This is a genomic window from Salinibacter pepae (genome assembly GCF_947077775.1).
In the GTDB taxonomy this organism is placed as follows: Bacteria; Bacteroidota; Rhodothermia; order Rhodothermales; family Salinibacteraceae; genus Salinibacter; species Salinibacter pepae.
In genome coordinates, this window is sequence record NZ_CAMTTE010000001.1 from 2776557 (window position 1) to 2788022 (window position 11466).

Consider the following 11466-nt stretch of genomic DNA (forward strand, 5'->3'; position numbering starts at 1 on the left):
GCAACCTGCGCTACTTGGCCGCCAGGACATCTACGTGCTCGATCTGGGGCGGCTCCTCGAGAAGCTCGTCGGCGTGCTCCATCAGGGCCGCAGCAATGTCGCCGTCGAGGTGTGCCTGTCGGCCCTCTTCGCCCGCGAAGGTGTCGAAGATGCCGAAGGTGGTGTCGTCGATCTGGAGGGCGTACCAGGAGACGGTCTTCTCTTCGTCCTCGGCGAGCGGAAGGGCGTCCTCAAGGAAGGTGCGGACCTCCTCCACCTTGTCGGGCTTTGCGTGCAGGCGAGCGAGGAGCGATTTCTGTTCGTTGGCCATGGTGGGGATGGAACCGGATTGGGGAAAGGGGCAAGAAAACTGGTACTGGCAGTGCCGCCAGGTCTGCTTTCTGTAATTCTCGGGCCGTGGCAGTGTCTCCCCGCAAGCGTTACCATCCCCCAATATCTTGAGGCTGTCGGCAGGGCCCGCTGAACGTCTTTGGGGCCACAGTATACCTGTCCGCCGCGCGGTCATGTCGTGCATCTGCAAATAATCCCTCCGACCATGAGGCCCCCTTTCTCCGGCCCGAACGGTCCCCGTTCTCTCACCGACCGGGAGGCGAAGGTCGCCCGTCGGGTCCGTCGGGCCCTTTACCTGCCGGAATCCATGTCGGAGGAGGAGGTGGCGCGGCAGTTTCGGGACAGTGTGGCCTGGCGACGAGCGCGGCTGGTGCTGGCGAGCGAAGAGTTGCGCGGGCGGCTCGCTGAGGCCCTCGGGCCGCTCGCGTCGCGGATGCGTGGCCACGCTCGGTCTCTATTCCGCCGCGCACGAGGAGTGTGGGGGCGGCTCTGGGAGTAGTGAAGGGGCGCGTTCGGGCAGGGAGGGGCGGCCGGGCCGACTGGGCGCCCCCGCGGTCCCCCCGACAAGGCCGGAAGCCGGCCCGCGCTACGCGTCCTCGCCGTCTCGGGACGGGACGAGCGACTTCCCGAAGCTTTTCACGGTGAAGACAGGGCAGGAGGCGCTTCGTGTCACCTTCTCCGCCACGCTCCCGATGAGGAAGCGCTGGAGCCCCGTGCGGCCGTGCGTCGCCATCACGACCAGGTCGGCGGCGTGGTCCGCGGCGAAATCCACGATGTCGCGGGCGGCGTAGCCGGCGAGCACGTGCGTGTCGATTGGCGCGTCGACGTCGCCGAGGTCCGCCGCCAGCGCCTCGAGGGCCTCGCGGGCCCGCTCCTGCACGTCGGGCTGGGAGGGAGCGAGCGGATCGATGCCGTACGCGGTCGGGAAGGTCGCCTCTTCGACCACGTGCAGGAGGTCGATCGACGCGCCGTAGGCGTCCGCCAGGGCCGTGGCGTGGTCCACCACGAGGGGCGACTGCTCCGACAGGTCGACAGGCACGAGCACGCGGTCGATCGGCGTTCGGGCGGGGGCGTCCTCGTCGTCCGCGAGGACCGTAAACACCGGGCAGGGCGCCTGGCGCACCACCTCTTCGGCCACGCTCCCGCTCAGCAGACGGTCCATGCCCTGCCGGCCGTGGGTGCCCATCACCACGAGGTCCATGTCGTGCTCGGTGGCCTGCTCCACGATCGCCGTCTCGGGCGAGGTGCTGTCCGTCTGGGCGTACACGACCGGCACCGTGCCACGCTCCTGCGTCACGGTTTGGACCTCCACGCGCTGGGGGGCCGCGTCGTCGACCGCGCCCCCCTCCACGGGGGTCACCGGCAAGAAGTCCATGGGGTTGGACGCGTCCCCGTCGTCCGGCGTCACCACGTTGAACACGCAGATCGTAGCGCCGGACCGCAGCGCCAGGTGCGCGGCGTGGGCGAATGCGTCCTCGGCCACCGAGGAGAAGTCGGTCGGGAATAGAATGGTGTCAATGTTGAGCATCGGAAGGGGGACAGAATCAGAGACGAAACGGTGAGGGAACGAGGTTACGTGCTCTCTTCGCTTTCCACCCACTGCACGGCGTGCTTCATGAGCTCGTTGGCGGAGTCGAGGTTGAGCTTGTTCTTGATCCGGGCCCGGTACGACTCGACGGTCTTGACGGACAGGTGGAGCCGCTCGGCGATTTCGCGCGTCGAGAGGCCCTGGCCCGTCAGCTCAAACACCTCCAGTTCGCGGTCGCTCAGCACCTCGAGCGGCGACTGCATGATGCGCTCGCGCCCGCCCTCGGCCATGCTCTGTAGCAGTCGCTCGTTGATCTCTTCGCTGACGAAGATGCGGTCGTTGAGCACCTTCCGGATGGCCTGCACAATGTCGTCGCCGGCCTCCTGCTTCATTACGTAGCCCCGCGCCCCGGCCCGGATGCAGCGCTCGGCGTAGAGGGTCTCGTCGTGTCGCGAGACGACAAGAATCTGCACGTCGGGCACCCGCGATTGGAGGTGCTTGATGAGCTCCATCCCGCTCATGCCGGGCAGGGAAATGTCCACGATGACGAGGTCGGGGGCCAGGTCCTCGATCTCGCTGAGGGCCTCCTCGGCGCTGTCCATCTGGCCGGCCACGTTGAGGTCGGCCTCCGCCTCGATGGTGCGGGCCAGGCCCTTTCGCAGAAGCGGATGGTCGTCAACCAGGGCGATGTCTTCCATGGGAGGGCGCGGTGTGGCGGCAAAAGAAGAAAACGTGCATCCCGGCTCCGATCCAGATGGCCTCGTGCGGTCACCAGACAGGATAACGTGTGTTGCGGGAAACAGAAAGTACCGAGGCGGGCCGGGCGTCTGTACCGGGCGCCCGTCGTCTCCCCCTGTGGGGGATCGCCCGACGGTGGCACGTCCCGACGTGCTTTACGACTCGGCCGGCACGGGGGACGAGGCCTCGTCCACGGGCACATCGGCCGTTCGGGGGATCGTGCAGGTCACCACCGTTCCGTCTCCGGGGTCGCTCGTGATCTCGAGGCCCCCTCCGATGATGCGGGCGCGGTACTGCATGATGTGGACCCCCATCCCGGACCCGTCCGACACGCCGGGATCGAAGCCGGTGCCGTCGTCCCGCACCTGAAGGCGGATCTGCTCGTCGCCGGAGGCGAGAATGACCTTGATGTTGTCGGCCTCGCCGTGGCGCACGGCGTTGCTCACGGCCTCCTGGGCGATGCGGTAAAGGTGCGTCGCAACGGTGTTGTTGTGGACGAGAACGGTGTCGACCTCCCGGAACGAACACGCCACGTTGAACATCCGCACGGCATTCTGGGACAGGCGGCGCAGGGCCTCGGTCAGGCCGTTGGCCTCCACGTCCACCGGAATGAGGCCGTGCGACAGGTCGCGGGCGTACTGGTCGGCCTCCTTGACGTGGTCGGTGATCTCGGCCATGTCCGCGGCGCGCTCGTGGCCCTCCTCCTCCAGCTGCCGGGCCAGGTCCTGACTCAGCAGGCCGATGCCGGTCAGCATCTGCCCGAGGCCGTCGTGCAGGTCCTGTCCAATGCGGCGGCGCTCCTCTTCGCTGATCTCCAGGATTTCCTTCTCGAGCCGGCGCCGCTCGCTAATGTCGCGCACGATGCCGGTGAAGAGGATTCGATCGCCCAATTCCACTTCGCTCACGGCCAGGTCCATCGGGAAGGTGGATCCGTCCTTGCGACGGCCCCATACCTCTCGTCCAATGCCGATGATGCGCTTGCGCCCGGTCTCGTGGTAGTTCCGAAGGTACTCGTCGTGCTCGTCGCGGTACGGGGGCGGCATGAGCACCTTCACGTTCTTCCCGATCACCTCTTCGGCGTCGTACCCGAAGATGTCCTCGGCGGCTTCGTTGAACGACTCGATCTCCCCGTCCGCGTCGATCGTGATGATGCCGTCGACCGTCGTTTCGAGGATGGCCTGGGCCTTCGCCTCGCTCTCGCGCTGGGCCTGGCGCACGCGCTTGTAGCGGAGCACCACCGCCACTGCGGTCCAGAGGCCGGCCAGCACCAGGCCGCGCTCCATGAGCGCCTCGGCGGGGACGGAGGCCGCGAACTCAAGGGCGCACCCGAGCCCGACGAACGCCGTCGTCAGGAGGCCAAATCCGATCGTGGGGCCCCGCCCTTCGAGAAAGAGGGTCAGCAGAATGACCGCGACCTGAAGCATCTCCACGGTCGCCCCCATCGGGAGCATCCAGTCCAGGAGAAAGAACGCCCCGGACAGCAGGCCGAGGCCGACGTAGAGGGGAATACGTCGCGAAGGGAGGGGCATGCGGGCGAACAGGGGGCGAAGCATAGAGGCACCGAGAGCAACGAGGCGGCGTGGCGTGGTGCCGGGGACGTGGGGCGTGCCCCCACGGTCGCTCTCTGGAAGCTCCTACGACGGAATGGAGCGGCTGCCGGACCGACGAAGCAATCCACGAGACGCTTTTTACTAATGCTTTTTGCGGAGCAGAGTTCGTCGCGTCCGCCTTTGTTGGCGGCAGCGCCTTCTCGTCACCCGTCCCGGCCCGCAATGCTCCACGCCGCCCACATTCTGTGTCTGGGGTCGTCCACGTCGGCGGCTGGCACACAGGCCGCGCATCTGGCCCGTCGCACCGGGGCGACGCTGCACGTGATGCCCCGCCCGTCCGGCCGGGCCGGCGCCGGCCCGACGGGGGCGGATCCGGGCTCCGGGGCAGAGGCGGCGGTGCCGGCGCACGTCGTCGAAACACACCCCCGCTCCGTGACGGCGGTGCTCCAGTACGTGGGGGACGCGGACATCGACCTCGTGGTGGCCGACACCCCGCTCGACCGCGGGCCGGTTCCGCCGCTTGCCACCGACCTGACCCGGGCCCTCACCCGGCGCCTCGACCGTCCCGTTTTCGTCGTGGAGCGCCAGGACGACCCGGACGTCGTTCAGCGTCTCCTCGTCCCCACCGACCTGTCCGCCCCCGCCCTCCGCGCCTTCCGGCACGCCGTGGCGCTGGCCCGCCTGTACGACGCCGCCATCGATGTCCTGCACGTGATCGAGTCCGTCCCGTACGTGGCCCTGACGCCGACGGATCGCCTTTCGTTGGGGGCGACGACGCTGTCGGAGCGGCGCGGGCGCCGCCGGCTCCGCGCCTTCCTGCAGGAAGGCGAGGCGGCGGGCGTACAGGTGCAGTCTCACATCATGCGTGGCGCCGCCGCGGATCAGATTAGCCGCTTTGCGAACCAGGGCGACGTGGACTTGATGGTGCTCTCCGCCCACGGCAGCGACGCGGAAGAGGGCCCGCTTGGGCCGGTTGGGGCGCGCGTGCTGGGGCGGGTGACCCGTCCCCTGTTCCTGGTACGAGCCTCCGGCCCATCGCTCCTCGGCCCGCCCGACGACGCGGCGTAGCCGCATCGGAAGCGGGGGCCGCACGGTTGTGCCTCGCTGCCCGGGATGGACGCCGTCGGCCGTCTTCCTTACATTGGGACTGCTCACATCGGGACTGCTCCCGCTCGCCGCCCTTCTGCATCGGTTTCCCCATTCATGCCTCCGTCTCCCCCCACCCCGGATCAGGAATCGCCCCCCGCGACGCTTCCGGCGCCGTGTCCCACCCAGCCCGTAGCGGGCCGCCCGGTCGACACCGACACGCCACTGTTCGACTGGACGCCGGTGCCCGACGCGACCCGCTATCGGGTCCAGATCGCACGCACGGAGGCCTTCGAGGCCGTCCACTACGACGAGATCATGGATCGCGGCACCGCCGTGTCGCTCGGGGCCGTGCTCCCGGACGCGGACGCCACGGCCTGTTGGCGCGTGCGGGCGGAGCGGGCGGACGAGGCCCGGTCCGACTGGAGCGGGCCGGCCCGCTTTGCGGCCCCGTCCGCGGGGCTGGAGTCCGCGGCGGGCACGGTCCGGGTGGAGGCGCCGCCGGTGCCGCTCCACCCCACGAGCAACCAGACCCCCCCGCTCGACCAGAGCGCCGTTCCGTTTACGTGGGAGGCCGTGCCGGAGGCCACTGGGTACCAGCTTCAGGTGGCGCCGGCCGACGCCCCTGAGGACCCGGTCGTCGACTGTACGGTTGACCAGACCACGTCGGTGACCCTCTACGACATGTTGTCCGGAACGGGCACGTCGTTTCGATGGCGTGTGCGCCCGCTCTTCCGCGTGGCCGAGCCCGGGCCCTGGAGCGATCCGGTGCCGTTCGTCGTTGCGCCGGCGGCGGACGAGGAGCGTGCGCCCGAGGGCGAAACCCCGCGGGCGGGGGCCCGGATCGCGGGGCCGGCCACACAGGCACGAACGAGCACGACCCTCTCGCTCACTGTGTCGCTGTTTGCCGTGCTGAGCTTCCTCGCCACCATTGCACTCATCATCCTCGCCGGGTAGTGCGGCGAGGGGTCTCGATTCGTCCCCACACCGCCCGTTCGTTCCATGATTCAGCGACGCACCGTCGGCATCGTCGGCACCGGCAACGTCGGCACCGCGGCCGCCTACGCCATGTTCAACCAGAGCCTCGCCAGTGAAATCCTGCTTCTCGACCAGGACACCCGCCGGGCCGAGGGGGAGGCCATGGACCTGATGCACGGCCAGCAACTGGTGGGGGGCATCACGTGCCGCGCGGTCGAGTACGCGGCCCTCAGCAATGCCCAAATCATCGTCCTCTCGGCGGGGGCAAGCCAGCAGTCGCCGGACGAGACGCGGCTCGGGCTGCTGCAACGCAACGCGGAAATCTTCCGCGAGATTATCATCCAACTCGACAAGCACGCGCCGAACGCCATCCTCGTGGTGGCGACGAACCCCGTCGACGTGCTCACCTACATCTGCCAGGAGCTGAGCAGCCGGCCGAACCGGCGCATCCTGGGCACCGGTACGCTGCTGGACACGGCCCGCTTCCGGGCGCTGCTCGGGCGGCACTACGGCGTGGACCCGCGCTCGGTGCACGCGTACATCCTCGGGGAGCACGGCGACTCCGAGGTGCCCATCTGGAGCAACGCCACGATTGGGGGCCAGAAGATCCGCGGGGAGACCGTGCTGGGGAAGGAGTGGGAGGAGGCGGCGATGCAGTCGATCTTCGAGCAGGCGCGCGACGCGGCCTACGAAATCATCGACCGGAAGGGCCACACGGACACGGCCATCGGCCTCGTCATTGCCCGCATCGTCCGTGCCGTGCTCGAGGATCAGCAGAACGTGCTGCCCGTCAGCACGCGCCCCGACGGCGCGTACGGCATCGACGACGTGTGCCTGAGCGTCCCGTGCGTCGTGGGGCTGGAGGGCATGGAGAAGCGCGTGGACCCGGGGCTCAGCGACGAGGAGCGACAGGCCCTTCGCGATTCCGCACAGGCCCTTCGCGACAGCCGTGCCGACTTGACGGTGGGGACGTAGGGGCATCCGGCGGGCGCGCCGGGGCGAGGAGCGACGACGCCCGGAATCTACGACGTCCGGGATCTACGACGTCCGGGATCTACGACGTCGGAAGGTCCGGCTTGGTGACGCCGGTCGCCTCCGCGGCGTCTTCGTCGGCGGCCTCGTCGCCTGTCGGGGCGCCGTCTCCGGTGGCGCCCGTAGCGGGGGCCTCGTCGCCCGACTCGTCCTCCTCGTCCCAGTTCTCGATGGCCTCCAGGACGGTGTCCACGATTTCGTCTTCCGGGACGGTGTCCACCACCTCGCCGTGCTTGAAGAAGTGCGCGCGGCCCCGTCCCAGAGAGACGCCGAGGTCGGCCCCTTCGGCCTCCCCCGGGCCGTTGACGGCGCAGCCCATGAGGGCCACGTCGAGGTTCTTGTCGAAGCTCTTCTCGGCCACGGCCTCTTCTACCTCTTCCACGACCGAGAAGAGATCGCCCACGAGCCGCCCGCAGGTGGGGCACGCGATGATGTTGACGCCGGGCCGCCCGATGCCGAGCGACTTGAGGATGCGGTGGCCCACCTTCACCTCCTCCACCGGGTCGGCGGCGAGGGAGACGCGAATCGTGTCGCCGATGCCGTCGGCCAGCAGCGAGCCGATGCCGATGGAGCTCTTGACCGTGCCGGTGTCGAGACTGCCGCTCTCTGTGACGCCCAGGTGCAGCGGGTAGTCCGTCTCCTCGGCCACCTTGCGGTAGGCCTGAATCATCATGTAGGGGTCGGAGTGCTTCACCGAGATGACGATGTCCTCGAAGTCGTTGCGCCTGCACACCTCCACGTGGCGCATCGCGCTCTCGAAGAGGGCCTGCGGCTTGGGGTAGCCGTGCTTGTCGAGGATGTCCTCTTCCAGGGAGCCGGAGTTGACGCCAATCCGGATCGGAACGCCGGCCTCCTTGGCGGCCTCCAGCACCTCGCGCTCCCACTCGCGCTTCCCGATGTTGCCGGGGTTGATGCGCACCTTGTGGATGCCCGCCTCGATGGCCTTGAGGGCGTACTGGTAGTTGAAGTGAATGTCGGCCACGACGGGCACGGGCGCCCCCTGCACGATGTCGTCGAGCGCGTCGGCGTCTTCGGGACGGGGCACGGCCACGCGCACGATGTCGGCGCCCGCGTCCGCCACCCGCTCAATTTCTTCGAGGGTCGTCTCCACCTCGTGCGTCTTCGAGACGGTCATGGTTTGTACGGAGATCGGCGCCCCGCCTCCGATTTGGACATCACCAACCTGAACGGGGCGGGACGAGCGACGAGGACGTTCCATAGACCGGGGCGAACTTAGTGACGAAAGGGGGTGTGAAGGCAGAGAGGGCAAGAATGGATGCCGTATCCGGGGCCCCGTGTCGGGGCCCCACGACCGGTGCGTGAGGGGCGTCCCGTGCTTCTGGGCCGTCACGACTCGCTGGCCTCGTACAGAATCCGCTTTTCCTCCTCACTGAGCGCGTCGTACCCCTCCTCACTGATTTTGTCGAGGATGCGGTCCACCTCCTTGGTATGCCCGGAGGACGGGGCCGAGGCCCCGTTCGTGTCGCCGGGGCGCTGAGCGGGGGCGGAGCCTGAGGAAGAAGAGCCCGAAGAGGACGAGGACTGGAACCAGCCCGTGACGCGGTCAAGCAGTCCGGAGCCGGAGCGGCGGGAGGAGCGGCCCCGAAACAGGACGCCAATTCCGGGCAGCGTCCCGAGGGCGCCCTGCTGGTTCTTGGCGTAGAGGAAGCCGGTAAGGGCGCCGCCCCAGTGGGCCGCGACGGCCGTGTTGCCGCCGGGGCGCAGCGCCATCAACGCGTCGATGCCCAAAAACCCAATGACGACCCACAGGAGGGGCACGACCCCAAAGAAGAGCAGTCGGATCTGCTTGTACGGGTACAGGATCGCCACGGTTGTCAAGACACCGAGCACCGAGGCGGAGGCCCCCAGCACCGGAATGCTCCGCCCGCCCTGCATCCCGCCCGAAATGCTGGGCGCGATCGGGCTCAGGAGCAGACAGATGAGCGCGCCGCCGACGGCCGTCGTGAGGTAGACGCTCCAGAACTGGTCCGAGCCGTGCATCCGCTCAAACTCGCGCCCCACCCAGAAGAGCAGGAGCATGTTGATCCCGATGTGGAACAGCCCGGTGTGCATGAAGCTGTACGTCACCAGCTGCCAGGGCTCCAGCAGGATGTCCGGAAACACCGGGTGCAGCGCCAGGTGCGACCGGACGAACATGAGCCCGGTGCTCCACAGGTTGAGGAACTGCAGAGCGACCCACACCACGACGTTAATCGTGATGATGGTGCGCAGCGCCGCCGGCTGCTGGTAGTACCACGTCTTGAAGTCGTACACGGTCGATGGCTGGGCTGTTGACCCCAATCAAAGGCAAAACGAGAAAATGGCGCCGTTCTGGACGTGCCGTTTCCTAAATACACCGCCTTATACCGCGGAGTGAGGGCAAGGTTTGCTCGGGGGACGGTCCCGATCGGCCGGTTTGCGTTCGGTGGGCGATCGTCACGTTCCTCATATTTGGCGTTGTTGGATTTGGCGTCGTTGGACAGCGTGATGCGTGAGGAGTGATGCGCGATTCTGAAAGCTCACGTCTCCCGCATTACGTCACGCCTCCCGGTTCGACCGTCGAAGGAGGCGTACGGTCGGAGACTGAGTCGACCTCGATACGGCCAGTTGTCCCCTGGATCCCCTTACCACCGCATTACCCGATCCGGCTGTACCGGCAGCTTGCCCCGCCAGTACTGGATGAGGAGAAAACCAATCACCATGCCGCCGAGGTGGGCAAAGTTGGCCACCCCCGCCTGTGTGCCCGTGACCGCCGAGTAGAGCTCCAGTGCCCCAAACCCGGCGACGAGCCACTTGGCCTTGATCGGAAACAGAAACCAGATGTAGATTGGCTGATTCGGAAACATCATGCCGAAGGCCAGCAGGATGCCGTACACCCCGCCCGAGGCCCCCACCGTCGGGATCGGCGCGCTCACGAACGCGAGGTGGGTGAGGGCGGCGCCGATGACGCACGCGAAGTAGAAAAACACGAATCGCTGCGAGCCCCAGCGGTTTTCGACCTGAACCCCAAACATCCAGAGGGCGAACATATTGAAGAACAGGTGCCCAAAGCTCCCGTGCAGGAAGCCGTAGGACACCAACTGCCAGGGCCAGAAGTCGGGACCGGCGGTGCCGGGCGGGTAGAGGGGCATGAGGTCCAGCACGCTCGCCAGCATTGAGGACCGCGCCAGCGTCTCGGCCGCCACAAACTGGGCCAGGAAAAACAGGCCGTTGAGGATGAGGAGGTTCTTAATCACCGGCGGCATCACCGAGACCCGAGTGGGCGGCCGGTACTGGGTGCGTTGCGGCATGCGATACGAACGTCTTGTTCGGAGGGGGAGAAAACCGCACGGCAGTGCGGATCCAGTCAACAATCGTACAGCCTGCGGGGCCGTGCGTTCGGGCGGCGGGGGCCGGGTCCCATCACCATCGCGTCACTCGTCGCCTGCCTGTTCGGTCCCGTGGTTCTCTTTGTTTCCGACATGCACTTTGGGCGCGGGGCCCGCTCGGCGGAGCGGACGAAGGAGGCGGCGCTCGTCGAGTGCCTGAAGGCCCACGCGTCGGCCATCGACCACCTGTACCTGCTAGGCGACGTGTTTGACGGGTACATCGAATACCGCCACCTTGTCCCGAAAGGGTTCGTTCGGTTCCAGGGCCTGCTTGCGCGCTGGACCGATCGGGGCATTCCGGTGACGTACCTGCTCGGCAACCACGATCCGTGGCACCAGGACCACTTCTCGGAGGAGTTGGGGGTCACGCTCGTTCCCGACTCGATCGAGGCGACCCACTTCGGGCGACGCCTCCACCTCGCGCACGGCGACGGCCTGGCGGCGACCGACCCGCCGCGCTCCTGGGTGCGGGCCCTGCTCCGCCACCCGGTGCCGGTGCGGCTCTACCGGGCGCTGCTGCCCGCGGACATCGGGCTTGGCCTGGCGCGCTGGGTGAGCCGGCGGCTCCACGACCCGGACGCGACGGACGCGGCCACGCCGGCCCGCCTCCGAACGCAAGCCCACAGGCTCCTTCGGCACGAGGCGCTGGACGGGGTCGTGCTGGGGCACGGCCACGAACCGGCCCTGGACCGCGGCCCGGACGGGGTGTATCTCAACACCGGCAACTGGTACGAACGACGGACCTTTGCCCGTTTGGACGAGGCGGGGCTGCGCCTCCAGCACTGGAACGGCACGCGCGCTCAGGGCATTGAATCCGTTCCGTCGTGACGGGGCGCACCGGCCCCGTTCGCCTGTT

The 11466-nt window shown here is 68.0% G+C and carries 12 protein-coding genes; 5 read left to right on the forward strand and 7 right to left on the reverse strand.

The window, feature by feature from the left end; translation table 11 throughout:
- Nucleotides 1-10 precede the first annotated feature (10 nt).
- The gene (locus OJA40_RS11575; RefSeq protein WP_013061280.1) at nt 11-310 is read right to left on the reverse strand and encodes a putative quinol monooxygenase; all 300 of its coding nucleotides are present in this window, start codon (nt 308-310) and stop codon (nt 11-13) included.
- 225 nt (nt 311-535) lie between these two features.
- Here OJA40_RS11575 and OJA40_RS11580 point away from each other — a divergent pair, with 225 nt between their 5' ends.
- Complete coding sequence (locus OJA40_RS11580; protein WP_013061281.1) at nt 536-829, forward strand: hypothetical protein; 294 nt, start codon at nt 536-538, stop codon at nt 827-829.
- A gap of 87 nt (nt 830-916) precedes the next feature.
- Here the strand turns inward: OJA40_RS11580 and OJA40_RS11585 are convergent, their stop codons facing one another.
- From OJA40_RS11585 to OJA40_RS11595, 3 genes are all read right to left on the reverse strand, one after another.
- Nucleotides 917-1858 (reverse strand): universal stress protein, encoded by a 942-nt coding sequence (locus OJA40_RS11585; RefSeq protein WP_013061282.1) that lies wholly within the window; start codon nt 1856-1858, stop codon nt 917-919.
- Nucleotides 1859-1902: 44 nt separating this feature from the next.
- Nucleotides 1903-2556: a response regulator gene (locus tag OJA40_RS11590; protein ID WP_011403448.1), complete on the reverse strand. Its 654-nt coding sequence runs from the start codon at nt 2554-2556 to the stop codon at nt 1903-1905.
- Between the two features lie 195 nt (nt 2557-2751).
- Nucleotides 2752-4125 (reverse strand): sensor histidine kinase, encoded by a 1374-nt coding sequence (locus OJA40_RS11595; protein ID WP_237701908.1) that lies wholly within the window; start codon nt 4123-4125, stop codon nt 2752-2754.
- Nucleotides 4126-4368: 243 nt separating this feature from the next.
- Between OJA40_RS11595 and OJA40_RS11600 the strand changes: the two genes are divergently transcribed.
- The 3 genes from OJA40_RS11600 to OJA40_RS11610 all read left to right on the forward strand — a co-directional run bounded on the left by OJA40_RS11600 (nt 4369) and on the right by OJA40_RS11610 (nt 7185).
- Nucleotides 4369-5214: a universal stress protein gene (locus OJA40_RS11600; protein WP_208426356.1), complete on the forward strand. Its 846-nt coding sequence runs from the start codon at nt 4369-4371 to the stop codon at nt 5212-5214.
- Nucleotides 5215-5349: 135 nt separating this feature from the next.
- A complete protein-coding gene (locus tag OJA40_RS11605; protein WP_263810743.1) occupies nt 5350-6189 on the forward strand; it encodes a phage tail protein in 840 nt (279 codons plus the stop codon).
- A 45-nt stretch (nt 6190-6234) separates the two neighbouring features.
- Nucleotides 6235-7185 carry an L-lactate dehydrogenase gene (locus OJA40_RS11610; RefSeq protein ID WP_208426354.1) on the forward strand — a complete coding sequence of 317 codons (951 nt, stop codon included), beginning with the start codon at nt 6235-6237 and terminating at the stop codon, nt 7183-7185.
- 79 nt (nt 7186-7264) lie between these two features.
- Here the strand turns inward: OJA40_RS11610 and ispG are convergent, their stop codons facing one another.
- From ispG to OJA40_RS11625, 3 genes are all read right to left on the reverse strand, one after another.
- Nucleotides 7265-8461, reverse strand: a complete 1197-nt coding sequence (ispG, locus tag OJA40_RS11615; protein WP_208426353.1) for a flavodoxin-dependent (E)-4-hydroxy-3-methylbut-2-enyl-diphosphate synthase — start codon at nt 8459-8461, stop codon at nt 7265-7267.
- A 128-nt stretch (nt 8462-8589) separates the two neighbouring features.
- A complete protein-coding gene (locus OJA40_RS11620; protein ID WP_263810744.1) occupies nt 8590-9516 on the reverse strand; it encodes a rhomboid family protein in 927 nt (308 codons plus the stop codon).
- Between the two features lie 350 nt (nt 9517-9866).
- Nucleotides 9867-10532, reverse strand: a complete 666-nt coding sequence (locus tag OJA40_RS11625; protein ID WP_263808934.1) for a rhomboid family intramembrane serine protease — start codon at nt 10530-10532, stop codon at nt 9867-9869.
- A 150-nt stretch (nt 10533-10682) separates the two neighbouring features.
- On the opposite strand from OJA40_RS11625, the gene OJA40_RS11630 reads away from it, so the two are divergent.
- The gene (locus OJA40_RS11630; RefSeq protein WP_208426350.1) at nt 10683-11438 is read left to right on the forward strand and encodes a UDP-2,3-diacylglucosamine diphosphatase; all 756 of its coding nucleotides are present in this window, start codon (nt 10683-10685) and stop codon (nt 11436-11438) included.
- The last annotated feature ends 28 nt before the right edge of the window (nt 11439-11466 follow it).